We start from the raw sequence: 25,690 nt of genomic DNA on the forward strand, positions 1-25,690 counted from the left end.
CCTATGAGAAGGAATGATCGCTGATGGCAGCACAACTAATTGATGGCAAGGCCATTGCCGAACGCGTACGCCAACAGGTCGGCCGCCAGGTCGAAGCGCGCCGCGATGCCGGTGAACGAATCCCGGGGCTTGCCGTCGTGCTGGTCGGCGAAGACGCGGCATCCGAGGTCTATGTCCGCAACAAGCACCGCGCTTGCGAGAAGGCAGGCATCCTCTCCACCCAGCACCGTCTGCCTGCCGACACGACCCAACAGGAACTTGAGGCACTGGTCGACTCGCTGAATGACGATGCCAGCATTGATGGCATCCTGGTCCAGCTGCCGCTGCCGGAGCACCTCGACTCACGCCCGATCCTCGAACGGATCCGCACCGACAAGGATGTGGACGGCTTCCATCCCTACAACCTCGGTCGTCTGGCACAGCGCCTGCCGGTGATGCGTCCCTGCACGCCCAAGGGCATCATGACGCTGCTGTCCGAGAGCGGCCTGCAGGTGCGCGGCATGGACGCCACCATCGTCGGCGCGTCCAACATCGTCGGCCGTCCGATGGCGCTGGAGCTGATGCTGGCTGGCTGCACCACCACCGTCTGCCACCGCTTCACCAAGGACCTTGAGAGCAAGGTCCGCCAGGCGGACCTGGTCGTGGTCGGCGTGGGCAAGCCGGGCCTGGTCAAGGGGGAGTGGATCAAGGACGGCGCCATCGTCATCGATGTGGGCATCAATCGCCTCGAGGACGGTTCGCTGGTCGGCGATGTGGAATTCGCGCCAGCCGCGGAGCGCGCCGGCTGGATCACGCCGGTCCCCGGCGGGGTAGGCCCGATGACCGTGGCCTCGCTGCTGGAGAACACCCTGTTCGCCGCTGAGCTGCACGACGCGCGCCTCACCGCCGAGTAACCCCCTCGCCCTTCTCTCTAGCTCGTGATGGAGGCCCGACATGAACGGGCCTTCATCGCGTCTGACTCAGGATCGCATCATGACCCTCAAGACTCTTGGCATCATCGGCGCCATGGCCGAGGAAGTGGCCATTCTCGCCGAGCGCCTGGAAGACAGCACCACCAGCACCCACGCCGGCTCCACCTTCCATGTCGGCCAGCTGCACGGAATGAAGATCGTGCTGCTGCAATCCGGTATCGGCAAGGTGAATGCCGCCGTCGGTGCCTGCCAGATGATCGAGCGCTACCAGCCGGATGCCATCATCAATACCGGCTCGGCCGGTGGTTTCGCGTCTGATCTCGAGATCGGCGATGTGGTCATCTCCAGCGAAGTGCGCCATCACGATGTCGATGCCGTGGTCTTCGGCTATGAGCACGGACAGGTGCCGCAGATGCCGGCGGCCTACCCGTCAGCCCCTGAGCTGGTCAAGGTCGCGCGCGAGTGCGTCGAGGCTCAGGGAGAGATCAAGGCGCGTGAAGGCCTGATCTGTACCGGCGACATCTTCATGTCCGACCCGGAACTGGTCGCGCTGACCCGCTCACGCTTCCCGAGCATGCTGGCCGCCGAGATGGAAGCCGCCGCCATCGCCCAGACCTGCTACCTCTACGACATGCCGTTCGTGGTCATCCGTGCGCTGTCCGACATCGCCGGCAAGGACAACAACAGCCAGTCCTTCGAGGAATTCCTGCACGTGGCCGCACGCCAGTCCTCGCGCATGGTCGATGCCATGGTCAAGCGACTCGCCAGCTGATCGCAGACGGCTCGAAAGCGGTACTGGTCGACAGCGCACAAAAAACCGCCGCCCCTCATGGGACGGCGGTTTTTTCATGCTGACATCTCATCACGCCAGTGACATCAGCCTTCCAGCACCCAGGTCGTCCCCTCACGGGAGTCCTTGAGGATGATGCCCTGTGCGGCCAGCCCGTCACGGATGCGATCCGCCCCCGCGAAATCCTTGGCCTTCTTGGCGGCGGCACGCGCCTCGATCTGCGCCTGGATCTCGTCTTCAGACAACGCCAGTGCCGCAGTATCGCCCTTGAGGAAGACTGCCGGGTCCTGCCCGAACAGACCCAGCAGACCGCCCAGCGAGATCAGCTCGAAGGCCAGCGCCGGCGCCTGCTGCGGTGCTTCCTTCTTGGCACGGTTCAGCTCGCGTGCCAGCTCGAACAGCACCGACAGCGCACCCGCCGTATTGAAGTCGTCATCCATGGCGGCCACGAAGCGTGCCCGCCAGTCGCCTGACACCTCGCCTTGCTCGGGCGTGACAGTCTCGAGCGCATTGTAGAAGCGCTCCAGCGAGCGACGCGCCTCATCCAGCGAGTTGGCTTCATAGCTGATCGCGCTGCGGTAGTGGCTGGCCACCAGCAGGTAACGCACCACTTCCGGGTTGTGCTGCTCCAGCACGTCACGAATGGTGAAGAAGTTGCCCAGCGACTTGGACATCTTGTCCTGACCGACACGCACCGCGCCGGCATGCATCCACACGTTGGCGTACTGCTGGCCCGTGGCGGCCTCGGACTGGGCGATCTCGTTCTCGTGATGGGGGAAGGTCAGGTCCGGCCCGCCGCCGTGGATATCGAAGGTGTTGCCCAGGCAGCAGGTCGACATCGCGGAGCACTCGATGTGCCAGCCAGGACGCCCCTCCCCCCAGGGCGACGGCCAGCTGGCCTCGCCCGGCTTGGCAGCCTTCCACAGCACGAAGTCGAGCGGATCTTCCTTGGCTTCCTCGACCTCCACGCGCGCACCGGACTGCATGTCGTCCAGCTGACGGTTGTTGAGCTTGCCGTAGCCCTCGAAACGACGCACACGGTAGTAGACATCACCGTTGCTGGCCGCATAGGCATAGCCCTTGTCGATCAGCGTCTCGGTCATCGCGATGATGTCAGCGATGTGCGCGGTGGCACGCGGCTCGAGGTCAGGACGCAGAATCCCCAGGCGCCCTTCATCTTCATGCATCGCCTGGATCATGCGCTCGGTGAGCGCATCGAAGGCCTCGCCATTCTCGTCGGCGCGCTTGAGGATCTTGTCGTCGATGTCGGTGATGTTGCGCACGTAGGTGACGTCATACCCGCGCGCACGCAGGTAGCGCGTGATGACATCGAAGGCCACCATCACACGCGCATGCCCGATGTGACAGAGGTCATAGACCGTCACGCCACAGACGTACATGCGCACCTTGTTGCCTTCCAGTGGCACGAAAGGTGCCTTGGTCCGGCTCAGGGTACTGTAGATGGACAGTGTGCTCGCGGCATCTTCGAGTGGAATCATTCGGTCATCGCCCTTGGCTACTTTGCTGACAGAAAGCTGTCAGCCTTTCAAAATGGAACGGCCCGCAGGCCGGTCATGCAACTTCGTCACAGAAGGTACAGGATCAGACTGCGGGCCGTGAAGCAGGTCACGAAAGCGTGACGACAGGGCTCCCGCGGGAGCCCGCCGACCATCACCCCTTCTTCTGTGCCTTGGCCCAACCGTCCTTCAGGCTGACGGTGCGGTTGAAGACCAGCGCGCCATCGACGCAGTCATGACGATCCGCCACGAAGTAGCCGATACGCTCGAACTGGTAGCGCGTTTCCGGCGCGGCATCGCGCAGACTCGGCTCACCGAAGCCCTTGACGATGCTCAGCGACTGCGGATTGAGGTGCTCAAGGAAATCGACATCCTTGTCACGGTCCGGCTCGGCTTCCAGGAACAGATTCTCGTACTGACGCACCTCGACCGGCACTGCATGCTCGGCGCTGACCCAATGGATGACACCCTTGACCTTGCGGCCTTCCGGGTTCTTGCCGAGGGTATCGAGGTCGACACTGCACCGCAGCTCGACGATCTCGCCGGCGTCATCCTTGATCACTTCATCACAGCGGATGACGTAACCGTTGCGCAGACGCACTTCCTTCTCGGGCGCGAGACGGAAGAACTTCTTCGGCGCGTCTTCCATGAAGTCATCCGCGTCGATCCACAGCTCACGGGTCAGCGGAATCTGACGCGTGCCCATGTCATCACGCGCCGGATGGCCGGGGACCTCGAACACTTCCTCATGGCCTTCCGGCAGGTTGGTCAGCACCACCTTGAGCGGGTTGAGCACGCACATGGCACGCAGCGCGTTGTCTTCCAGGTCAGAGCGAATGGCATGGTGCAGCATACCGATCTCGACCATGCCGCCGTCAGCACGGCTCACGCCGATCATGTCGCAGAACTTGCGGATGGAAGCCGCGGTGTAGCCACGACGACGCATGCCGGAGATGGTCGGCATGCGCGGATCATCCCAGCCATCGACCACGCCTTCATCCACCAGCAGCTTCAGCTTGCGCTTGGAAGTGACGGTGTAATCCAGGTTCAGACGCGCGAACTCGATCTGACGGGGCGTGCTCGGCACCGGCAGATTGGCGAGGAACCACTCGTACAGCGGGCGGTGGTCTTCAAACTCCAGCGTACAGATGGAGTGCGTCACGCCTTCCAGTGCATCGGATTGACCGTGGGTGAAATCATAGGACGGATAGATCTTCCACTTGTCGCCGGTCTGATGGTGGCTGGCATGACGGATGCGGTAGAGGATCGGGTCGCGCAGATTGATGTTGGGCGCGGCCATGTCGATGCGCGCACGCAGCACCTTCTCGCTCTCGCCGAACTCGCCCTTCTTCATGCGCTCGAGGAGATCGAGATTCTCCTCGGGGCTACGCTCACGATACGGGCTGGGACGTCCCGGCTCCTTGAGCGTGCCACGGTATTCACGGATCTCGTCCGGCGAGAGGTCATCGACATAGGCCTTGCCTTCGCGCACCAGGTGCTGGGCCCAGGCATAAAGCTGATCAAAATAATCGGAGGCGAAGCGCACCTTGCCGGCCCACTCGAAGCCCAACCACTCGACGTCTTCCTTGATGGCGTCGATATAGGCCTGCTCTTCCTTGGCCGGGTTGGTGTCATCGAAGCGCAGGTGACAGTCGCCACCGAGCTGTTGCGCCAGACCGAAGTTCAGACAGATCGACTTGGCGTGCCCGATGTGCAGGAAGCCGTTGGGCTCCGGCGGGAAACGCGTGACAACCTTTTCGGCGCGGCCGGCGTCGAGTTCTTCGCGGATCTGGTTCAACACGAAGTTCGGGGCGCTCTGGGTCTCGGTACTCATGAAGTTTCGCTGCACCTCTGTGTGGTTCTTGGGCGTCGTGTTCCGGGACGTCACGGGGACTGGCACTGGGTAGCAGGCGATCGTGACGCGCGCTGGCGTGCGTCTCCGGGGCCTGCCGCCCCCTCAGGCTTTCGTCTCAGGATACAAAGCCGCTATTATAGCGCGACGCCCGCAGGCGATGCCATGAGGCCCCGCCTGCCTGACACTTGAGCAAGACAGATGACCGGGAAATTCGCATGATCGTTCTTCACACCAACTACGGCGACATCACCCTCGAACTCAACCACGAGAAGGCCCCGAAGACTGCGGCCAACTTCGAGCAATACGTGCGTGAAGGCCACTACAGCAACGTCCTTTTCCACCGCGTCATCCCGGGTTTCATGGTTCAGGGCGGTGGCTTTGACACCGACTTCAACCAGAAGCCGACCAACGGCGTGATCGAGAACGAAGCCGACAATGGCCTCAAGAACGACCGCGGCACCGTGGCCATGGCACGTACCATGGATCCTCACTCCGCCAGCGCCCAGTTCTTCATCAACGTCAATGACAACGACTTCCTGAACTTCACCAGCAAGACCAGCCAGGGCTGGGGTTACTGCGTGTTCGGCAAGGTCGTCGAAGGCATGGACGTGGTCGAGAAGATCGAGGCGGTCAAGACCACGCGTCGCGACGGCCACGCCGACGTGCCGGCAGAAGACGTGATCATCACCAGCGCCGAAATCACCGAATAAGCGATTTCCGCTGATCGCGCCTCACCGCGTACCTGCCGCCCGGCCTTGCCTCGTGATATCGAGCGTCAGGCCGGGCGGTTTGCGTTGCTCTCTCACTCGGCCTCTTCCGTCGCCTGCTGCGCATGACGACACCCGCCCCGACCCGTGGACCTGACCATGACTGCCACCACTCTGTTCATCTCCGACCTGCACCTGCAGCCCGAGACTCCCGAGATCGCCCTGGGCTTTCTCGACTACATGGCGCGCCTGGCGACCTGCGAACCTGCGGTGGATCGCCTCTACCTGCTGGGGGATATCTTCGAGGTATGGGTCGGCGATGATTATCGCGACGACTTCACCCAGCGCATGAGCGAAGCCATGCAGCGCGTCTCGGCCCGCGGCACCAGGCTCTACTTCATGCACGGCAATCGCGACTTCCTCATCGGCGAGACCTTCGCGGCCGAGGCCGGCGTGACCCTGCTGCCCGACCCGAGCGTGATCGAGCTCGACGGCGAGCGCGTGCTGCTGATGCATGGCGACAGCATGTGTACCCGCGATGAGGCTTACATGAAGTTTCGTGCCATGACGCGCGACCCTCAGTGGCAGGCACAGATTCTGGCCATGCCGCTGGAGCAACGACTGGCGCTGGCCCAGTCACTGCGCATGCAGTCCGGCGAGACCAACAGCGAGAAGGATGAGGCGATCATGGACGTCACGCCCGAGGAGGTGGTTCGCGAGATGCGCGAGCACGGCGTGCGCACCCTGATCCACGGCCACACCCATCGCCCGGCGGTACATGAACTCGAGATCGATGGCGAAGCGGCGCGCCGCATCGTGCTGGGCGACTGGCGCCCCAATACTGCCTTCGACATCATTGCCTGCGGCCAGGGACCGACCCTGCGGGAATTCGCATTGCCATTGTGTGATGCGATCACCCACGGCTGATCGCCTGCAACGCCCATGAAAAGCCCCCGTTGCCTTGAGTGGCAACGAGGGCTTTTCCTTGTCCAGCCTCGGCTTTCGAAGCGACTGGCGCCGTTCAGAGCCTGCTCAGCCCGGAGCCCCGGGCGTGCGCATCAGGCCGGCGAGGACGCCTTGCGACGCGCACGCCCTTCCACCGCCTCCACCAGCTGATGCCACCCCAGTACCGCGGGTGCATCCGTTGCCGGCAGCTCATCCAGCAGTGCCTTGAGGCGCTCGCAGCGCTCGGTATCCTGCGCATCGACCAGCCTCAACCAGGCAGCGAGCCCCATTGCTTCATGATGCGGATTTTCCTGCTCGATGGAGTAGGCCAGGCCCTGCTCGATCAAGGAACGCACCTTCTCGCTCGGCAGACCTTGAGCGGCACGCAACGCGGCCACCAGGTAGCTGACCTCTGCCAGATAGAAGGAGTTGCGCTCCTGAGCCACCAGCAGCACCTTCTCCATGTACTCTTCGGCCGCCGAATGCTCACCCAGCGCCATCACGGCATCCATGTACCAGAGATTGGGCCGCTGATGCCGCTCACGCCCGGTCAGCTCGGCGAACTCGTTGATGCTGGACTGCAGCATCGCGAGCCCGTCGCGGTCGCCGTTCATCGCCCGCGCCCAGCCAAGCACGCCATGCGCCGCCATGTGCCAGAGGTGCAGATCCGCTGAGCGGGTCAGCTCCAGCGCCCGCTCGGCACGCTGGGTGGCCAGATGGGTATGCCCCAGCTGACGATAGAGCGAGGTGGAGAACATCAACGCCATGGCCAACGAGCCCGGCTGACCGATGGCCTCCGCCATGCGGATGGCCGCCTCGGCCTGCTGCTCGGCCTGCACGTAATCAAAGCGCAGGCAGGACGTCCAGCTCTGCAGACATGCCGCTGCCACCTGAGGGTGATCACTGAACGGCAACCATTCGAGCACCATGGGATTGTGGACCGGATCGATCTCATCGAGATGCTCACCTGCCACGCGTACGCGACCGGCCCAGAATTCGCAGTGTGCCCGCGCATAGTCGGCCAGACGACGATAACGCCCATCCGACAGCTCTTCCGCCAGATCACTCAGGCCCGAGGCCAGCGCGAAGGCATCCGCATGCGCATGGCGCTCACTGCAACCGACCCACAGTCCCCACTTCACGATGAAGGCCTGCTCGAGATTCGGCTCATCATCTTCCAGCAGCGCCGGACTGTTGAGCAGATTGCGCGCCTGCACGAAGCTCTCGTGCGCGATGCGGGAACCATGCCCTTCCAGCGCGAAGCCGGCCTGGCCGCGCACGGTCAGCAGGCTCACCTCGCGCTCCTCCTGCCCTTCGACATGCTTGAGACACGCCAGACCACTGTCGGCCATCTTGAGCGCGGTACGGTTGGCGCTGATCTTGAGCGCTTCACGTGCCGACAGCTCGAAATAGCGCGCAGCACGACTGAAGTTCTGTGACTTGCGCAGATGGACGGCGAAATAGCCGGGGTGACGGCTGATCCAGGCAGGATGCTTGTCCTCGATGAGGGCCACGACCTGCAGGTGAATGCGGCGGCGCACATCACGCGGGCAGGACAGATAGGCCGCTTCCTGGATCAGCTGGTGGGTGAACTGATAGTCGAATTCACTATCGTTGCCACAGGCCTCGATGATCTCCAGGCGCTGCATGCTCTCGATGGAACGCTTGAGGCGCCCTTCCTCGAATTCGCAGCTCTGGCGCAGGAAGCTCAGCTTGAAGACACGTCCCAGCACGGCGGCGGCGTGGGCCACATCGCGGCCTTCTTCCAGCTGGTCGATACGGCTGGACAGCAGGCCGATCAAGCCCTTGGGCAGCTCGTCGAGCTGCACCGGACGCCCCTCACGGCGGTCCATGTCGAGACGACGACAGATCTCCTGCAGGTAGAGCGGCACACCATCGCAGCGCTCGATGAGCTGGCTGCGCATGCGCGGGCTGAGATGCAGACGATAGCGACGCGACAGATGCGACAGCAGACGCGAGACCTGCATCGGGTCCAGGCGACCCAGCGAGATATGCTGGTCCCAGTTGAGCTTGACGGCGAGGCTGTCGCGGCCGTTATGGCTGGCCGCCAGCATGAAGCCGATGTTGATGGGCAGGCGCGCCTGCAGTCCCGCCAGCACCTTGAGCGACGGTTCATCGAGCCACTGCAGGTCGTCGATCATCATCACCAGCGGGCGCAGGCTTGCCGATTTCTCGATCACCAGATGCAGCACACGCACCACACGCTCGACCGTCTCGCTGCTCTGGATCAGGGATTCATCTTCCGAGGCCTCCTCCGCGGTCCCCAGCACCGCATGGAAGGAGCGACGCACGTCCTCATCGAGAGCCTGCAAGGCCTCGGAGGATTCAAAGACCTGTTCGACGCCATCACGATCCACATGACCATCGAGGCGCCAGCGCATCAGGGTGCGCACCACGCTGTAGGGTTCCAGCTGCGAGAGGCGAGTCGTCGGCATCCAGCACAGGCCCACGTCCTGACTCTGTTCGAGCTGCCGGAAGTTGACCATCAGGGCCGACTTGCCCATGCCGGAGTTGCCGCTGACCAGCACGCTCTGACGCAGCCCGATACTGGCACGCGCCAGCGCATCGCGCAGACGGCGCAGCTCGCCTTCACGTCCGATCAGTGTCGGCAGTGACGCCTCACGATGCCCCACGCCGCTGCTCAGGACCAACGCGCGCAGACGCACCCGTCCGTCCGCTGCCAACAGGCGTGACGTGAGACGTGGCTGCAGATCCAGTGCGGGAGGCATGTGCTGACTGGCCTCCTGGGAAATCACCAGCTCGCTGCCTTCGGCCGCCGTCATCAATTCCAGGGAATACTGGGTCACCTGGCCAAGCGGGTCGGCCAGCTGACGCTCCGGCAGATAGATGACCTGCCCGGAGTGGAGGCCCGCCGACAGCGAGAAGACCGGCGGCTTGCCTTCGCCATCCCAGATCCGCTCGATTTCATCCGGCATCGCCTTGCTGCAGTGCTCATAAAGCGCCACGAGCTCTGCCAGCTGATGGGCCGGGCCATGCGTGCCGAAGCACGCCAGGCCGACGCCACCCGTGGCACCCGGCAGCCAGAAACCGCCCAGGTGGTGACATTGCTGCTCCAGCCAGCGCAGCAGCTCGATCTGCAGGGTCAGACTGGCGCGGGCCCAGACACGATCACGATGACTGTCCTTGACGCTGAGGCGAATCGCCATGACCGACAGCTGACGATGGTCGATCTCATCTTCACGCAGCGGCGCGCTGTCCAGCGACAGCGTGCGAGAAATGGCGCCCTGCGGCGTGAGCGCGCCCATCTGCTCGCTCTTGCCATCGGACCAGTAACGGGCCAGCTGCAGGAATCCCGGATCAGGCTGCTGACCGGAGAGTGCCAGCTGTTGCAGGAAGGCATTGAACTGCTCATGCGCCGCAGCCGACTGACCATCTTCCGCGAGCTGACGTACCAGGCGTTCATGGAAGGGGCCATATCCGGAGAAGCGGCTCACCAGGGTCCGCAGCACATCGTCCGGGACCGGCTCATCGGTCGCCAGTACTCGCTCGGCATACTGGATGACGCGCTGACGCCATTCGCCGCGCACCTTGATCATCCAGCGCTGGAATTCCGGGCACTGGGTCAGGGCAAGCTCTTCGACGAGATCGCCCCGGTAGAGTCCCAGCACCTCGTTGAGCGTCGCCACCGAGGGCGGCGCCAGCAACAGGCCGTTGAGCTCGTCGAGATCCAGCTCCCAGTAATCCGGAATCGACAGCGCGATCGTCTGACGTGAGACCGTCAGAAGATTGTCGGCCTCCTCCCCCAGGCTCTGACGCAGGCAATGCAGGGCATGGCGCAGGTTGGTGCGGCCCGAGGACAGCCCCTGATCCGGCCATAGCAGCTCTGCCAGCCCCGCCCGCGAGACGGCCTGATCATGCAGCAGAAGATGCAGCAACAGTGCCTTGACCTTGTCGTAGCTGAACTGCGTCAGCGTGTCATCGCCCAGGGTCAGCTGGAAATGTCCCAGCAGCGCCAATTGAGCTTGACCAGATGTTTCCTGCGTCATGTGTCATCCATTTCAAAGTCGCGAACGAAACGCCAGCCCAGCCATGGCGCCGGAGGTCCCCTGTTCTTGAGCCTTGCCTTGTGTCTGTACTGCCTCAACTCACCTGGCTTGAGGCGTTTTCCACCCGATTCATGACGGGGATGCCGCTGTGGAAACGGAAGCTGACATCAGGACGCTCAATCAGCTCCTTCTCCACCGCACGCAGTACCGCAAGACGGGATTCCAATGGTTCCTTGCTGTAACGCTCGGCCAACATGAGGTAATCCTCATAATGGCGTCCCTCAGACTTAACCAAAGTGCGATAGAACTTTGCAAGCTCGGGCTCAAGATACGGGATCAGACGCGCGAATCGCTCGCAGGACCGCGCTTCGATCAATGCCCCGATCAGCAGGATATCCACCAGCCGCTGAGGGTCTTCCTTGCGCACCTGCTGACGCAGCCCTTCTGCATATCGGGAAGCCTTGATATGACGATAGACGATTCCACGCCTTTCCATCAGTCCTACCACCTGCTCGAAGTGCAGAAGCTCCTCTCGAGCCAGCTGTGACATCTTGCTCAGCAGCAAGGGGTGGTCCACATAGCGGTACATCAGACTCATCGCGGTGGAGGCCGCCTTCTTCTCGCACTGCGCGTGGTCGATCAGCAACAGCTCAGGATTGTCGAGCGCCGCCTCTACCCAGGCGTGCGGTGTGCGGCAACCGAGAAAGGCCAGCAGGGAGTCCGGCAGCAGTGCATCGGTATCCTCGTTGCTCGGCCCCTGCGGCGCCTTGATGACGCGTGAAAGCTCATGGGCCATCCGAGCGTCATGCTCATCCGTCGCGAAACGCTCGCGGTCAGTCATCAGGGTCATGCCATCGTCCATCATGTCAGTCTTTTCTCTTGCCAGCGTCATCCTGCGTTGCATCAGGAGGATGACCTGCCGGACTCACTTCATTATTGGCCCGCTTTGCCGCTTCCACCATGATTTCATCGTTTATTCGCGAAAAAAGCTGTTCCGGCTCAAGTTCTTCGCCGCCACTGCACGGCGTGATGCCATAGGCAGAGAGGTCACGGATCCTGGCGCGTCCCACCCGCAGAAGCTCCACCGCACGTGACAGCGCCGACTGATCCTCACGAAAACGAATCCGGTGGCGCGTCAACTGTTCCGCCAGCGCCGCCTCGTCATGCACGTACAGCCAGCGCCCGGCGACGTCACTGCGCAGCGCATCCAGCTCGCGCATGCGCTGCGTGCGCTGCTCACTGTCATACCCGAACCAGTCGAGGATCTCCTGGTCATGGCGCTGGCATCCACGACAGACGTTGTCACCCACCGTGGTGGAACACACCCCGACGCAGGGAGAAAGAATACGGCTCATGCTGCCCTCGGCTTGCGGCGAAATTTCAGGAAAAAGGATAACAGCATCATACCGTGCGCCTGCTGAGCTCGACAGCGGTGCCCGGAGACCGCAAGGCTCGAGTCACCTCGACGCGACATCGGGCGATGCGAGCCGCGCCATGCCTGAAGCGCGACAAAGAAATGCAATATCAAGCTGTTAAGGTCGAAATGGCGCCCTGGATGACGACCAAAGTCTCAGCCCCCGCACGGGGGTGCTCCTTAACATTGTCGACAAAGTTGAGTAGACTCGCGTTCGCCCCGTAGCGCCTGATTCGCTCGCAATAAGACGCTTGAATTACCCGCAAGAAGCCTCGGGATGTCTCTGCCGGTTCGCGTGACGACTGGCACACGCATCTCGACACGATTACAGATGAGGGTCTCCCACGTGCTTGAAGCCTACCGTCAACAGGTTGAAGAACGCGCCCAGCAGGGCATCCCGGCGAAGCCGCTGAATGCAGAGCAGACCGCTGATCTGGTCGAACTGCTCAAGAATCCGCAGGCCGGTGAAGAAGAGTTCATCCTCGACCTGTTCACCAATCGCATCCCGCCGGGCGTCGATGAAGCCGCTTACGTCAAGGCTGGCTTCCTGACCGCCATCGTGCGTGGCGAAGCTTCTTCACCGCTGATCGACAAGACCCACGCTACCAAGCTGCTCGGCACCATGCAGGGCGGCTACAACATCGCCACGCTGGTCGAGCTGCTGGACGACGAGTCCATGGCCAAGGAAGCCGGCGAACAGCTCAAGCACACCCTGCTGATGTTCGATGCTTTCCACGATGTCGCCGAGCGCGCCAAGGCCGGCAACACCGTCGCGCAATCCGTGCTGCAGTCCTGGGCGGACGCCGAATGGTTCCTGTCAAAGCCCGCCCTGGCGGACAAGATCACCCTGACCGTCTTCAAGGTGCCGGGCGAGACCAACACCGACGACCTGTCCCCGGCGCCTGACGCCTGGTCACGTCCGGACATCCCGCTGCACGCCAACGCGATGCTCAAGAACCCGCGTGATGGCATCATCCCGCAGGAAGAAGGCGTCATCGGCCCGCTGGCCCAGATCGAGGAAGTGAAGGCCAAGGGCTTCCCGGTCGCCTACGTCGGCGACGTGGTCGGTACCGGCTCCTCACGCAAGTCCGCCACCAACTCCGTGCTGTGGTTCTTCGGTGACGACATCCCGAACGTGCCCAACAAGCGCGCTGGCGGCTTCGTGTTCGGCAACAAGATCGCGCCGATCTTCTTCAACACCATGGAAGATGCCGGTGCCCTGCCGGTGGAAATGGACGTCGAGAAGATGGCCATGGGCGATGTCATCGACATCTACCCGTACGAAGGCAAGGTCTGCCGTCACGACACCGACGAAGTCATCTCCACCTTCTCCCTCAAGACTCAGGTCCTGCTGGACGAAGTGCGTGCTGGCGGCCGTATCCCGCTGATCATCGGTCGCGGTCTGACCGACAAGGCACGTGCCGAGCTGGGACTGGACGCCTCTGACGTCTTCCGTCTGCCGGAGCAGCCGAAGGATACCGGCAAGGGCTTCACCCTCGCGCAGAAGATGGTCGGCAAGGCCTGCAACATGGAAGGCGTGCGTCCGGGCATGTACTGCGAGCCGAAGATGACCACCGTCGGCTCCCAGGACACCACCGGCCCGATGACTCGCGACGAGTTGAAGGATCTGGCATGTCTGGGCTTCCAGGCCGACCTGGTGATGCAGTCCTTCTGCCACACCGCCGCCTACCCGAAGCCGGTCGATGTCGAGACTCACCACACCCTGCCGGACTTCATCATGAACCGCGGCGGCGTGTCGCTGCGCCCGGGTGACGGCATCATCCACTCGTGGCTGAACCGCATGCTGCTGCCGGACACCGTCGGTACCGGTGGTGACTCCCACACCCGCTTCCCGATGGGCATCTCCTTCCCGGCAGGCTCTGGCCTGGTGGCCTTCGCCGCCGCGACTGGCGTGATGCCGCTGGACATGCCGGAATCCGTGCTGGTGCGCTTCAAGGGCAAGCGTCGCCCGGGCATCACCCTGCGTGACCTGGTCCACGCCATCCCGCTGTACGCCATCAAGCAGGGCCTGCTGACCGTCGACAAGTCCAACAAGAAGAACGCCTTCTCCGGCCGCATTCTGGAAATCGAAGGTCTGGAAGATCTCACCGCAGAGCAGGCCTTCGAGCTGTCTGACGCCTCTGCCGAGCGCTCCGCCGCAGGCTGCACCATCACGCTGTCCGACGAGAGCGTGACCGAGTACCTGACGTCCAACATCACCCTGCTCAAGTGGATGATCGCCAACGGTTACGGCGATGCCCGTACCATCGAGCGTCGTATCGCCGGCATGGAAGAGTGGCTGGCCAACCCGAGCCAGATGCGTGCCGACAAGGACGCGGAATACGCCGAGATCATCGAGATCGACCTCGACGAGATCGATCAGCCGGTGCTGTGTGCCCCGAACGACCCGGACGATGCGCGTCTGCTGTCCGACGTGGCCGGCCAGAAGATCGACGAGGTCTTCATCGGCTCGTGCATGACCAACATCGGTCACTTCCGTGCCGCCGGCAAGCTGCTCGAGAAGCAGCCGGCCGGTAGCCTGAAGACCAAGCTGTGGTTGGCACCGCCGACCAAGATGGACCAGCACCAGCTGACCGCCGAAGGCTATTACGGCATCTACGGCCGTGCCGGCGCGCGCATGGAAATGCCGGGCTGCTCACTGTGCATGGGTAACCAGGCACGTGTGGCTGCCAAGTCCACCGTGGTGTCCACCTCCACGCGCAACTTCCCGAACCGTCTGGGCGACGGCGCCAACGTCTTCCTGGCGTCTGCCGAACTGGCCGCCATCGCCGCGGTCATCGGTCGTCTGCCGAGCGTCGAGGAGTATCAGGGCTACATGGGCGAATTCGATGCCATGGCCGGCGAGATCTATCGCTACCTGAACTTCCATGAGATCGAAGAGTTCCAGAACGCCGCCTCCAACGTGATTCCGGTCACTCAGGAAGCCTGATCAGGCGAGGCGCCGGGCTCCAATGTCCGGCGCCTCTCTGGACAGCAGCCGTCACTGGTCACGCCAGAGCTGCCAGCGAGACAACGAAACGGGCCGCCCCATCAGGGACGGCCCGTTTTTTCATGCCTGGCGTTTCGCCCGCCGCCCGAGACGGCCTGACGACCTGCTCAGCCTAGAACTTGTAACCGACAGAGGCCGTGAAGGCATCTACCTGATAGTCGCTGTCGAAGTCATAACGCTCGTATTCGGCACGGATCAGGAACGGATCGAGATTGACCTGGGCACCGGCACCATAGACCGGGTCGAAGCCGTCATTGTCCTTCAGGTCGACACTGGAATCGCCCAGATTGCCATCGACATCGGTTTCCCACTTGGCCATGCCCGCCTTGGCGAACAGCGAGAAGTACTGGCCGATCGGCAGGATACCCACCACGTTGACGCCGTAGGCCTTGGACTTGAGATCGGTATTGCCGAAGTCATTGCCCTTGAGCTGAACGGTCCCGAGATCCGTATAGAAGGCTTCGGTGGCGAAGTACGGGTTGTACTGATAGCCCACGAAGGCCTTGTAGACGTTGTCGTCATCATCCACGTCGAAGTCATCGCTGCCGGAGTCGATGAAATCGCCGGCCTCATCGGAATCATCGTTCTTCAGGCTGGAAAAACCGGTACCGGCACCGATATAGAGCCCTTCGGTGGCATTGCCTGCCGCCTGGGCGTGACCACTGAGCGCCAGAGCGAGAGCGGCGAAGGAAACGGTGGCCAACGGGGCGGCCAGAAGACGTGACTTGCTCATGTGTTGCTCCTTGATCCAATGGGCGGCACAGGCGGATACCTGCCAGAGGCAGACTGGTTCAACGTCGCCTGCCATGGGTGCAGGAGCATCGTGGTAGATATCGAACGGTGTTTCAAGAGTGGCGTTTTCACTACTTCCCACGTCGCCAGTCAGCAACATGCCCTCGTGACCCTCCCGTCCCTCGCTTGCACGCGCCCGAGGCCCGCTTAGCCCTTCGCACAGGTGCAAAGCCTTGGCGTATCGGGCATTCTCGACGTTGTGGCATTGCAGCAATCGCCAGCGCTCCGTCCCCAAGCGACCCTCACCGGGCCGCCCAGCACAAGGAATCCGACATGACGCACTCCCTCTCCACCCCCGATCTCTGCGATGAGTTCCCTGATGTGCAAGTCCTCGAGCCCCTGTTCATCAACTACGGCGGCGTCGAGTCCTTTGGCGGCGAAGTCGTGACCATCAAGTGCTTCGAGGACAACTCGCTGGTCAAGGCGGCGGTCGCGGAACCCGGTGCAGGGCGCGTGCTGGTCGTCGATGCCGGTGGCTCGATGCGCTGCGCCATGCTGGGCGACATGCTCGCCGAGCAGGCCGCCAAGAGCGGCTGGGCCGGCGTGATCATGTATGGCTGCATCCGTGATGTCGACGAGATCCACGCCACCCAGCTCGGCGTGCAGGCACTCGGCTGCTATCCGCGTCCCAGCATCAAGCGTGGCGAAGGCCAGCGCGATATCCCGGTCACCTTTGCCGGTGTCACCATCGTGCCGGGCGACTTCCTCTATGCCGACAACAACGGCATCGTCACCTCGAAGGAAGCGCTGATTCGCACCCAGCCGACGCCCTGACCGGTTCCCGACCACCGGTCGAACCGTTCAAGCCCCCAATGAAAACGCCCCCGCAACCGTTCTGGCTGCGGGGGCGTTTTCCTGTCAGTCGTGTCTGTCTCAGCGCACGCTGACCGGCTCACCTGATGCGGTGTCCTGGCGCTCGGTGACCGCATCATCGGCACGCGCGAAGCGATCCACCACGGCGGCGCAAGCCGCGTCACCGGTGATGTTGAGCGCGGTACGCGTCATGTCGAAGATACGATCCAGCGCGAACAGCAGCGGCAGGCCCTCGATGGGAATGCCGGCCGCCAGCAGCACGGCAACCACCAGGAACGACGGCCCCGGCACGCCAGCCTGACCGATGGCACCCAGGGTTGCGGTGAACACGATGGCGGCGTAGGCGGAGAAGCCGAGATCGACGTTGAAGACCTGGGCGAAGAACATCGCCACCAGCCCGTAATAGATGGCGTTGCCGCTCATGTTGATGGTCGCGCCCAGCGGCAGCACGAAGGCCGTCGTGGCGTTCTTCAGGCCCAGCTCCTTCTCGCAGACTTCCATGTTGACCGGCAGGGTCGCCATGGAGGACGCCGTGGACAGCGCGACGGCCTGCGGCTTCTTCATCACCGACAGGAAGCGACCCAGCGGCACGTCAGAGCCGAACTTGACCACCAGCGGGTAGAACACGAAGCCATAGATGAGGATGGCGCCCATGTAGACGAGGAACAGCTTCATCACCAGGGTCAGCACATCGAAGCCGAAGGTGCCGACGGCATCCGCCATCAGACCGAAGACGCCGATCGGCGCGATCAGCATCACCACATTGATCATCCACACGAAGGCCTCGATCACGGTATTCAGGCCTTCGATCAGCGGCTTGCCACGCTCGCCGGTCTTGGACAGGCCAATGCCGAGAAACAGGCAGAACACCAGAATCTGCAGGATGTTGGCATCGGTGAGTGCGCCGAAGATATTGGTCGGCACCATGCCCAGAATGGTATCCATCACGCCCGGCACGCTGCCCTTGTCGGCGTAGGCGTTGGAGAACATGCCCTTGGCGCTTTCCAGATCCACCCCACTGCCCGGCTGGAACACATGCCCCATCACCAGCGCCAGCATCACCGCCACGGCTGAGGTGAGCATGAAGAAGGCGAAGGTGGAGAGACCGATCTTGCCGGCAGAAGGGCTATCGCCCAGATTGGCGGCTCCCGACACGATGGAGACCGCGATCAGCGGTACCACCAGCATCTTGATCAGGTGAATGAAGAGCTCACCGAGTGGCGCGAACATCGCGGCGCTTTCGCCCATGTAAGCGCCTACACCAGCGCCCAGTATCATGGCGATGACTACCTGGACGCCGATGTTCTTCCATAAAGACTGTTTCACGTTACGACTACCTTGGATTGTGTCTGAAAGGTCGGTTGTTGCGTGCCACCGCATTGCTGGCTACCGGTGAGGCCTGCCGTCATGGTCACCATGGATGCATGGTCACCATGGATTCATAACCACCATGGATATTGTGGTCAGCGGGGTGGCTGGGATTATAAATGACTGCCTTTTCCACACGAGGCAGGATGATCATCATTTAGTCGCGAATTCGAGATCATTTTGTTGCTATTTGTTACGAACTGACATGCTTCTGCCGGTTTCTACACCATTGGTCTAGTGTCGCAAGCTGACCATCCATTCAGTTTTCGGGCGCGAAAATGAAAAGCGCCCACCGCACATGATGTGCAGTGGGCGCTTGATCAGCCGGCGACTGGCGCCAGCATCTGGTAGTGCGCCAGCCTAGGGCCTCTCACTGGGTCAGATACCGAGGCTGGGCATCACATCCGCTCGCGAGCGGGATCAGGCCAGTTCCTTGTCCGCCAGCATGAACCAGGTTTCCAGCACGGAATCCGGGTTGAGGGAGACGCTGTCGATGCCCTCTTCCATCAGCCACTTGGCCAGCTCCGGATGATCCGACGGCCCCTGGCCGCAGATGCCCACGTACTTGCCCTGCGCCTTGCAGGCACGGATCGCCATCGACATCAGCTGCTTGACCGCCGGGTTACGCTCATCGAAGAGGTGAGCGACGATGCCGGAGTCGCGATCCAGCCCGAGGGTCAGCTGGGTCAGATCGTTGGAGCCGATGGAGAAGCCATCGAAGTGCTCGAGGAACTGATCCGCCAGCAGCGCGTTGGTCGGCAGCTCGCACATCATGATGACGCGCAGACCGTTCTCGCCACGCACCAGGCCATTCTCGCCCAGCAGCTTGATGACCTGTTCCGCCTCGCCGGTAGTCCGCACGAAGGGCACCATGATCTCGACGTTGGTCAGCCCCATCTCGTCACGCACACGCTTGAGCGCACGGCATTCGAGATCGAAGCAGTCGCGGAAGGTGTCGGACACGTAGCGCGAGGCGCCACGGAAGCCCAGCATCGGGTTCTCTTCGCCCGGCTCGTACATCTTGCCGCCGATCAGGTTCTCGTACTCGTTGGACTTGAAGTCCGACATGCGCACGATGACCTTCTGCGGGTGGAAGGCGGCCGCCAGGGTGGAGATGCCCTCGACCAGCTTGTCGACATAGAAGTCGACCGGACTTGCGTAGCCGGCGGTACGCGCATCGATGGTCTGCTGCAGGTCGATGGGCAGGGTGGCGTAGTCGAGCAGCGCCTTGGGGTGCACGCCGATCATGCGATTGATGATGAACTCGAGACGCGCCAGGCCCACACCGGCATTCGGCAGACGCGAGAAGCTGAAGGCGCGGTCCGGGTTGCCGACGTTCATCATGATCTTGAACGGAATCTCCGGCATCTCGTTGACGCTGGTGACGGTGCGGTCGAAGTTGAGGATGCCGTCATAGACATGCCCGGTATCGCCTTCGGCGCAGGAGACCGTCACTTCGCGACCTTCGGCGAGCACCGAGGTGGCATCGCCACAGCCGACGACGGCCGGGATGCCCAGCTCACGCGCGATGATCGCCGCGTGGCAGGTACGGCCGCCACGATTGGTGACGATGGCGGAAGCGCGCTTCATGACCGGCTCCCAGTCCGGGTCGGTCATGTCGGTGACCAGCACGTCGCCGACCTGCACCTTGTCCATCTGCTCCGGGTTGTCGATCACGCGTACCGCGCCCTGGCCGATACGCTGGCCGATGGCACGCCCCGTCACCAGGGTGCGGCCCTTCTCGCGCAGCTGGAAGCGCTCGAGGTTGCCGCCCTCTTCCTGGCTGACGACCGTTTCCGGACGCGCCTGGACGATGTAGAGCTTGCCGTCATCGCCGTCACGCGCCCATTCGATGTCCATCGGACGCTGGTAGTGCTTCTCGATGATCATGGCCTGGCGCGCCAGGGCCTCGACATCGGCGTCGCTGATGCAGAATCGATGACGCTCCGGTACCGGCACGTCGACGGTCGCCACGGAACGCCCGGCGCTGGTGTCGTCGGTGTAGACCATCTTGATCAGCTTCGAGCCCAGGTTGCGGCGCAGTACCGCCGGGCGGCCGGCGGCCAGCGTGGTCTTGTGGACGTAGAACTCGTCAGGGTTGACCGCGCCCTGTACCACGGTCTCGCCCAGGCCCCAGGAGCCGGTGACGAAGACGGCGTCGCGGTAGCCGGATTCGGTATCCAGCGTGAACATCACGCCGGAAGCGGCCGTCTCGGAGCGCACCATCTTCTGCACGCCGGCAGACAGCGCGACCAGCGAGTGATCAAAGCCCTTGTGCACGCGGTAGGAGATGGCGCGGTCGTTGAACAGTGACGCGAACACCTCGTGCACCGCACGCTTGATGTTGTCGAAGCCTTCGATGTTGAGGAAGGTTTCCTGCTGACCGGCGAAGGAGGCGTCCGGCAGGTCTTCCGCGGTGGCGGAGGAGCGCACGGCAACCTTCAAATTCGGGTGCCTGGCCTGCAGCTCGGCATAGGCACGTTCCATCTCGGCCTCGAAGGCCGGCGGCAGCGGCGTATCGATGATCCACTGACGAATCTCGGCACCGACACGCGCCAGTTCGACCACGTCATCCACATCGAGAGCATCGAGGGCGGCATTGATACGCTTGTCGAGGCCTTCGTGGGCCAGGAACTCGCGATAGGCAAAGGAGGTAGTCGCAAAGCCGCCGGGCACGGTGACACCGGCATCGGCCAGATTGGAGATCATCTCACCGAGCGAGGCGTTCTTGCCGCCAACGCGATCAACATCGTTCATGCCGAGCTGATCGAAATCGACGACGTATTCGGATGTGGCTTGCTGTGACAAGGGAACCCCCTGGTACCAATGGATGGAAACGAATGACCGATGGAGGACGTTGAACCGCCTTCCGTTCAGCAATGACGCCACCCTAACAAGCTCTCTCTAGTATTAGCCATTGGTCTAACCGGCTAGTCAGTGGAGGAGGACTACAACCCTGAGACTGTTTCAGGCGTTCTGTCGCCATCGTCGCCGAACATGTCGACAAGCCAGAAACGGCCGCTACAGGAATGTAGTCATGGGCCGCTTTGCCGGGGAACGGGAACACGAGATTTCCCATATCGCACCACTGGCCATCCGCCGGATATTGCAAGCACGACAGTGAACGCCGACACTTGGGACTTCACGAGACGACACCCTGCGCCGGGTTGTGTCTTCGATTCGTTCTTCACGAGTGCCCGTCATGACCCGAACCGCCTTCTTCATTTCCGATGGAACCGGTATCACCGCCGAGACACTGGGACGCAGTCTGCTGGCCCAGTTCGAGAACACCGACATCCGCATGGTGACCAAGCCCTACATCGACTCCTCCGAGAAGGCCACGGCGCTGGTCAAGGCCATCGAGAGCGCCCACGCCACGGACGGTGAGCGCCCCATCATCATCGACACCATCGTCGATCAGGACATTCGTGACATCATCTCGGAATCCTCCGGTTTCAAGGTCGACATCTTCTCCACTTTCCTCAAGCCACTGGAAGAGGAGCTGGATACCCACTCGTCCTACAGCGTCGGCAAGACCCACTCCATCGGTCAGGATGATGTCTACATGAACCGCATCGATTCGGTGCATTTTGCCCTCGACAACGATGATGGAGCGCGCACCCACCAGTACGACAAGGCCGACGTCATCCTCATCGGCGTCTCACGCTGCGGCAAGACCCCGACCTCGCTGTATCTGGCCTTGCAGTTCGGCATCCGCGCGGCCAACTACCCGCTGACCGAGGATGATCTCGACGAATCCGGCACCCTCAAGATGCCGGCGTCACTGGCGCAATATCGCCACAAGCTGTTCGGACTGACCATCGACCCGCGCCGCCTGGCTGCCATCCGTACCGAGCGTCGCCCCAACAGTCGCTACTGCTCGATCGACCAGTGTCTGCAGGAAGTCGAGCAGACCGAGGCGCTGTTCCGCCGCTCCAAGGTGCCCTACATCGATACCACGCGCTTCTCGATCGAAGAGATCTCGACGCGCATGATCGCCGAGACCGGCCTGGCACGCCGCTTCTCACCACGCTGATACCCGTCGCTACGTTACGCCCCCAACAACACACATCGACCACAACAACCCCCCTACTCACGCAGGAAGTCTCCCCATGTTCCGCACCAACCACTACTTCGACGGCCAGGTGGCCTCCATCGCCTTCCAGAGCGCAGATCTGCCTGCCACGGTCGGCGTGATGGCCATCGGCGAATTCGTGTTTTCCACCAGCCAGCGCGAATACATGACCCTGATCAGCGGCGACATGCAGGTACTGCTGCCGGGCGCCGAAGAGTGGTATCAACTGGCAGACGGGGAAAGCTTCATCGTCGAAGCCAACCAGAGCTTCGAGGTGCGCACCACGGTCGAGTCCGCCTATCTGTGCAAGTACGAAGACGCTTAAGGCACTGGGAAAACAGCCGCCTAAGGCACTGGGAAAACAGCCGCCTGAGGCACTGGGAAAACAGCCGCCCAAGGCACTGAAAGCCAGACATGAAGAAGCCGCCGTGCCCTCAAGCACGGCGGCTTCTTTCGTCACGACGACTGCTTCTCGATACCGTGCTCAGGCGCGTCGCCTGAGCACGGAGCGCAGCGCCAGATAACTGATACCGCCCATCAGCAGATAGCTTGTCGCCACCCCGGCAAAGATACCGACCACACCGTGAAGCGTCCCCCCCAGCCAGGCCAATGGCACCAGCAGAGCGAACAGTCGCACCAGCGAGAGTGTCATCGCCCGGCGTGGCTCGTGCAGCGCATTGAGGCTGGAATTGGCGAGGATGATCACGCCCTGGGCGCCGAGTGCGGCGGGAATCAGCCACAGGTAGGTGACCACCAGCTGCGCGACTTCCGGGCTTTCGGCAAAGCGCGCCGCGATCCACTCACCGCCAAGCCCCAGCCCCAGCCAGACCGCCAGCTGCCAGACGAGAATGAAGCCGAGTATGCCGTGGATGGCTCGCCATACCCGCCGGTGCTGCCCGGCACCATCGTTCTGGCTGATGAAGGGTGACAGCGTCATCGAGAGTGCCAGCACCAGAATCAGCGCCAGTGACTCGATGCGTGAACCGATGCCATAGGCCGCGACGGCGGCATGACCATGCTGACTGACGATCCGCGTGACCAGCGCCGTGGCGATCGGCGTCATCACGCTGGTCATGGCCGCAGGCAGGCCGATGGCCCCCACTTCTCGCCATGAGGTGATCAGACGTGTCAGCGACAGCTGATGCAGATCCAGCCGCGCGCGCAGCAATGGCAATGCCAGCAAGCCCAGCGTCATCGCCAGCCACGATAGCACCGTGGCCAACGCCGCCCCCGCCACGCCCATGCCCTGCCAATCTCCGATGCCGAAGATCAGCAGCGGGTCGAGCAGCGCATTGAGACCCCCTGCCGCCGCCATCACCAGCGAGGGCACCAGGGTATTGCCCTCGGCGCGCAGCACGCTGCCCAGCACGCGTGGCAGCAACACGAAGGGCGCCCCGAAGTACCACACCTGCATGTAGTCCTGGATGTGCGGCATCAGGGTGTCATCGGCCCCCAGCAGCCCGAACAGCGGCCCGATGCTGACAAGCCCCGCCACGATCATCATGACGCCCAGCAGCAGCCCCAGCAGACTGGCATCCGTGGCCCGCGCCTTGACCGTCTCGAACTCGCCACGCCCGAGCCTGCGTCCCACCACGGCGGTGGTGCCGATGGACAGACCGATGGCGATGCTGATGACGGCAAAGGTCACAGGAAAGGTGAAGGTGACCGCCGCCAGCTCCGCGGTGCCCAGCTGGGCGATGAACCAGGCATCCACCAGGTTGAACAGCATCATGGTGACGATGCCGCCGATCACCGGCCCCGTCATGCGGGCAAGCGTCGAGGCGACCGGATCACGCAGCAGATCACGCCGACCACGCGGGGACGGGTTTCTGGCAGAGGAAGAGGACGTGGGGTTGGCAGGCTCAGGCATGCAGGCTCCGGACAGTAAACGGCCCCGTCAGGCGAGCTGCCTGCGGGGCCATCGGGGGCTATCGATCGTACGATCTGTCGTGCAATCCGTCGTGCAGGACGGGCACAGTGTAAGACATCCGCGCGGCGAGAGCAGTTCCCTTGCGGCTCAGGGGCTGCAAACCGGACTAGTTACCCTGCATGAAGGGCGAGATGACTTCGCCTCCCGACTCACGCCAGGCCGCGAAGCCACCCCCGAGATGGGCGACCGGCCCGAATCCCATGTCCTTGAGCGACTTGGTGGCCAACGCCGAGCGCAGTCCGCCGGCGCAGAACAGCACATAACGTCCCTCACGGGCGAAATCGGCACGGTGATAGGGCGAAGCCGGGTCGACCCAGAACTCCAGCATGCCGCGTGGCGCATGGATGGCCCCGGGAATGCGGCCTTCCCGCTCCAGCTCACGCACATCGCGGATATCCACCAGGATCAGGGGCGTACCGCCTGCGCGAGACTCCTCCAGCGCCTGACGCAGCGCCTCAGGCGACAGGGTGTCGATCTCCTTCTCGGCCGCTGCCACCAGCTCACTGACCGGTCGAATCATGGGGTCCTCCTTGCAGATGATATCGTCCTGATGATGCATGCCACTCACCGCCTGCGTGACACCTCACACATCCGCCTCGCCGCAACGATAGAAACGCTGGATGCTCGAGAAATCGAGACGTCCCGCACCCTGGGCGGCATGCTGGGCGAACAGGTTACGCGCCTGGGAGCCCATTGGCACTGCCGATTTCGAGCCCAGCGCCATTTCCCAGGCAAGGCCGAGATCCTTGGCCATCAGGTCCACCAGGAAGCCGCCCTGATAGTCGTTGGACGCAGGTGCCGCCTCCATCACCCCGGGCCAGGGGTTGTAGACGTTGAGCGCCCAGTTGCCGCCGGAGGACTGCTTCATCACCTCCGAGAGCACGGCCGGGTCCAGTCCGTTCTTGACCCCCAGCGCCAGCGCCTCGGCGGTGCCGCTCATCAGGATGCCCAGCAGCATGTTGTTGCAGATCTTGGCGACCTGACCGCTGCCGGCCGGGCCGGCATGGAACAGATTCTTGCCCATCACTTCCAGCAGCGGCACGGCACGCGCATAGCCGTCGGCCTCACCACCGACGATGAAGCTCAGGGTGCCGGCACGTGCGCCACCGACCCCGCCCGACACCGGGGCGTCCATGAAGGTGATGCCACGCTCGGCGGCATGGCGAGCGACCAGCCGGGCATCATCCGGCGCGATGGTCGAGGCGTCGATCACCAGTACCGAAGCGTCGAGTGTCGCCAAGAGGCCACCCTCGCCGTCTTCCTTGTCACCCAGATAGAGCTTTCGCACGTGCTGCCCCGCCGGCAGCATGCTGATGACGACGTCAACGCCCTCTGTCGCCTGGCGTGGCGACTCGGCGCGTGAGGCACCCGCCTCGACCAGCTGGCTCATGGCCGACTCGACCAGATCGAAGACCTTCACCTCATGGCCGGCCTTGACCAGATTGAGGGCCATGGGGCCGCCCATGTTGCCGAGCCCGATGAAACCGATGGATGTCATTGCAATGCTTCCTCGTGAACAGGTTCTTGTTGTCATT

At 62.9% G+C, this 25,690-nt stretch carries 19 protein-coding genes; 8 read left to right on the forward strand and 11 right to left on the reverse strand.

The features are described from left to right. Positions 1 to 23 precede the first annotated feature (23 nt). Both folD and mtnN read left to right on the forward strand, forming a co-directional pair. Positions 24 to 893 (forward strand): bifunctional methylenetetrahydrofolate dehydrogenase/methenyltetrahydrofolate cyclohydrolase FolD, encoded by an 870-nt coding sequence (gene folD / locus AC26AR_RS11825; protein WP_077374768.1) that lies wholly within the window; start codon positions 24 to 26, stop codon positions 891 to 893. A gap of 79 nt (positions 894 to 972) precedes the next feature. Then, positions 973 to 1,683: a 5'-methylthioadenosine/S-adenosylhomocysteine nucleosidase gene (gene mtnN, locus AC26AR_RS11830; protein ID WP_077375597.1), complete on the forward strand. Its 711-nt coding sequence runs from the start codon at positions 973 to 975 to the stop codon at positions 1,681 to 1,683. A gap of 104 nt (positions 1,684 to 1,787) precedes the next feature. On the opposite strand, the gene cysS is transcribed toward mtnN, so the two are convergent. Together cysS and AC26AR_RS11840 are read right to left on the reverse strand one after the other, a co-directional pair. Beyond that, positions 1,788 to 3,170 (reverse strand): cysteine--tRNA ligase, encoded by a 1,383-nt coding sequence (gene cysS / locus AC26AR_RS11835; RefSeq protein ID WP_488107904.1) that lies wholly within the window; start codon positions 3,168 to 3,170, stop codon positions 1,788 to 1,790. A gap of 202 nt (positions 3,171 to 3,372) precedes the next feature. Further along, complete coding sequence (locus AC26AR_RS11840; protein WP_077374771.1) at positions 3,373 to 5,052, reverse strand: glutamine--tRNA ligase/YqeY domain fusion protein; 1,680 nt, start codon at positions 5,050 to 5,052, stop codon at positions 3,373 to 3,375. Between the two features lie 236 nt (positions 5,053 to 5,288). On the opposite strand from AC26AR_RS11840, the gene AC26AR_RS11845 reads away from it, so the two are divergent. Continuing rightward, the gene (locus tag AC26AR_RS11845; protein ID WP_043331309.1) at positions 5,289 to 5,783 is read left to right on the forward strand and encodes a peptidylprolyl isomerase; all 495 of its coding nucleotides are present in this window, start codon (positions 5,289 to 5,291) and stop codon (positions 5,781 to 5,783) included. A gap of 156 nt (positions 5,784 to 5,939) precedes the next feature. After that, positions 5,940 to 6,707, forward strand: coding sequence for a UDP-2,3-diacylglucosamine diphosphatase (locus AC26AR_RS11850; RefSeq protein ID WP_488107090.1), 768 nt, complete (start codon positions 5,940 to 5,942; stop codon positions 6,705 to 6,707). 131 nt (positions 6,708 to 6,838) lie between these two features. Here the strand turns inward: AC26AR_RS11850 and AC26AR_RS11855 are convergent, their stop codons facing one another. The 3 genes from AC26AR_RS11855 to AC26AR_RS11865 all read right to left on the reverse strand — a co-directional run bounded on the left by AC26AR_RS11855 (position 6,839) and on the right by AC26AR_RS11865 (position 12,063). Then, complete coding sequence (locus tag AC26AR_RS11855; RefSeq protein ID WP_488107091.1) at positions 6,839 to 10,753, reverse strand: ATP-binding protein; 3,915 nt, start codon at positions 10,751 to 10,753, stop codon at positions 6,839 to 6,841. Between the two features lie 94 nt (positions 10,754 to 10,847). Next, complete coding sequence (locus AC26AR_RS11860; protein WP_176493576.1) at positions 10,848 to 11,549, reverse strand: MiaE family protein; 702 nt, start codon at positions 11,547 to 11,549, stop codon at positions 10,848 to 10,850. Between the two features lie 70 nt (positions 11,550 to 11,619). Then, positions 11,620 to 12,063 (reverse strand): DUF1289 domain-containing protein, encoded by a 444-nt coding sequence (locus tag AC26AR_RS11865; RefSeq protein ID WP_488107092.1) that lies wholly within the window; start codon positions 12,061 to 12,063, stop codon positions 11,620 to 11,622. Between the two features lie 450 nt (positions 12,064 to 12,513). On the opposite strand from AC26AR_RS11865, the gene acnB reads away from it, so the two are divergent. Further along, on the forward strand, positions 12,514 to 15,117 hold the full coding sequence (gene acnB / locus AC26AR_RS11870; protein WP_271302320.1) for a bifunctional aconitate hydratase 2/2-methylisocitrate dehydratase: 2,604 nt from the start codon (positions 12,514 to 12,516) through the stop codon (positions 15,115 to 15,117). 172 nt (positions 15,118 to 15,289) lie between these two features. On the opposite strand, the gene AC26AR_RS11875 is transcribed toward acnB, so the two are convergent. After that, entirely contained in the window at positions 15,290 to 15,910 is a 621-nt protein-coding gene (locus tag AC26AR_RS11875; RefSeq protein ID WP_077374780.1) for a porin family protein, read from the reverse strand. 332 nt (positions 15,911 to 16,242) lie between these two features. Between AC26AR_RS11875 and rraA the strand changes: the two genes are divergently transcribed. Continuing rightward, on the forward strand, positions 16,243 to 16,743 hold the full coding sequence (gene rraA / locus AC26AR_RS11880; RefSeq protein ID WP_404625107.1) for a ribonuclease E activity regulator RraA: 501 nt from the start codon (positions 16,243 to 16,245) through the stop codon (positions 16,741 to 16,743). A 99-nt stretch (positions 16,744 to 16,842) separates the two neighbouring features. Here the strand turns inward: rraA and AC26AR_RS11885 are convergent, their stop codons facing one another. Further along, positions 16,843 to 18,108, reverse strand: a complete 1,266-nt coding sequence (locus tag AC26AR_RS11885) for a dicarboxylate/amino acid:cation symporter (protein ID WP_205700483.1) — start codon at positions 18,106 to 18,108, stop codon at positions 16,843 to 16,845. 462 nt (positions 18,109 to 18,570) lie between these two features. After that, the gene (gene ppsA / locus AC26AR_RS11890; RefSeq protein ID WP_255304432.1) at positions 18,571 to 20,958 is read right to left on the reverse strand and encodes a phosphoenolpyruvate synthase; all 2,388 of its coding nucleotides are present in this window, start codon (positions 20,956 to 20,958) and stop codon (positions 18,571 to 18,573) included. 394 nt (positions 20,959 to 21,352) lie between these two features. Between ppsA and ppsR the strand changes: the two genes are divergently transcribed. Together ppsR and ppnP are read left to right on the forward strand one after the other, a co-directional pair. Next, complete coding sequence (ppsR, locus tag AC26AR_RS11895) at positions 21,353 to 22,186, forward strand: posphoenolpyruvate synthetase regulatory kinase/phosphorylase PpsR (RefSeq protein WP_077374789.1); 834 nt, start codon at positions 21,353 to 21,355, stop codon at positions 22,184 to 22,186. A 76-nt stretch (positions 22,187 to 22,262) separates the two neighbouring features. Continuing rightward, the gene (gene ppnP / locus AC26AR_RS11900) at positions 22,263 to 22,550 is read left to right on the forward strand and encodes a pyrimidine/purine nucleoside phosphorylase (protein WP_488107093.1); all 288 of its coding nucleotides are present in this window, start codon (positions 22,263 to 22,265) and stop codon (positions 22,548 to 22,550) included. 159 nt (positions 22,551 to 22,709) lie between these two features. On the opposite strand, the gene AC26AR_RS11905 is transcribed toward ppnP, so the two are convergent. From AC26AR_RS11905 to mmsB, 3 genes are all read right to left on the reverse strand, one after another. Then, complete coding sequence (locus AC26AR_RS11905) at positions 22,710 to 24,095, reverse strand: MATE family efflux transporter (protein ID WP_488107094.1); 1,386 nt, start codon at positions 24,093 to 24,095, stop codon at positions 22,710 to 22,712. A 166-nt stretch (positions 24,096 to 24,261) separates the two neighbouring features. After that, on the reverse strand, positions 24,262 to 24,675 hold the full coding sequence (locus AC26AR_RS11910) for a rhodanese-like domain-containing protein (protein ID WP_077375616.1): 414 nt from the start codon (positions 24,673 to 24,675) through the stop codon (positions 24,262 to 24,264). Positions 24,676 to 24,738: 63 nt separating this feature from the next. After that, positions 24,739 to 25,653, reverse strand: a complete 915-nt coding sequence (gene mmsB / locus AC26AR_RS11915) for a 3-hydroxyisobutyrate dehydrogenase (RefSeq protein WP_084208097.1) — start codon at positions 25,651 to 25,653, stop codon at positions 24,739 to 24,741. Positions 25,654 to 25,690: the final 37 nt, after the last annotated feature.

Source organism: Cobetia sp. PS-4MA (assembly GCF_057670765.1).

What these genes read in the sequence shown, in the direction of transcription:
- folD (WP_077374768.1), top strand. Translation starts at nt 24, where the DNA reads ATGGCAGCACAACTAATTGATGGCAAGGCCATTGCCGAACGCGTACGC.
- mtnN (WP_077375597.1), top strand. Translation starts at nt 973, where the DNA reads ATGACCCTCAAGACTCTTGGCATCATCGGCGCCATGGCCGAGGAAGTG.
- AC26AR_RS11840 (WP_077374771.1), bottom strand. Translation starts at nt 5,052, where the DNA reads ATGAGTACCGAGACCCAGAGCGCCCCGAACTTCGTGTTGAACCAGATC.
- AC26AR_RS11845 (WP_043331309.1), top strand. Translation starts at nt 5,289, where the DNA reads ATGATCGTTCTTCACACCAACTACGGCGACATCACCCTCGAACTCAAC.
- AC26AR_RS11850 (WP_488107090.1), top strand. Translation starts at nt 5,940, where the DNA reads ATGACTGCCACCACTCTGTTCATCTCCGACCTGCACCTGCAGCCCGAG.
- AC26AR_RS11855 (WP_488107091.1), bottom strand. Translation starts at nt 10,753, where the DNA reads ATGACGCAGGAAACATCTGGTCAAGCTCAATTGGCGCTGCTGGGACAT.
- AC26AR_RS11860 (WP_176493576.1), bottom strand. Translation starts at nt 11,549, where the DNA reads ATGGCCCATGAGCTTTCACGCGTCATCAAGGCGCCGCAGGGGCCGAGC.
- AC26AR_RS11875 (WP_077374780.1), bottom strand. Translation starts at nt 15,910, where the DNA reads ATGAGCAAGTCACGTCTTCTGGCCGCCCCGTTGGCCACCGTTTCCTTC.
- rraA (WP_404625107.1), top strand. Translation starts at nt 16,243, where the DNA reads ATGACGCACTCCCTCTCCACCCCCGATCTCTGCGATGAGTTCCCTGAT.
- ppsR (WP_077374789.1), top strand. Translation starts at nt 21,353, where the DNA reads ATGACCCGAACCGCCTTCTTCATTTCCGATGGAACCGGTATCACCGCC.
- ppnP (WP_488107093.1), top strand. Translation starts at nt 22,263, where the DNA reads ATGTTCCGCACCAACCACTACTTCGACGGCCAGGTGGCCTCCATCGCC.
- AC26AR_RS11905 (WP_488107094.1), bottom strand. Translation starts at nt 24,095, where the DNA reads ATGCCTGAGCCTGCCAACCCCACGTCCTCTTCCTCTGCCAGAAACCCG.
- AC26AR_RS11910 (WP_077375616.1), bottom strand. Translation starts at nt 24,675, where the DNA reads ATGATTCGACCGGTCAGTGAGCTGGTGGCAGCGGCCGAGAAGGAGATC.
- mmsB (WP_084208097.1), bottom strand. Translation starts at nt 25,653, where the DNA reads ATGACATCCATCGGTTTCATCGGGCTCGGCAACATGGGCGGCCCCATG.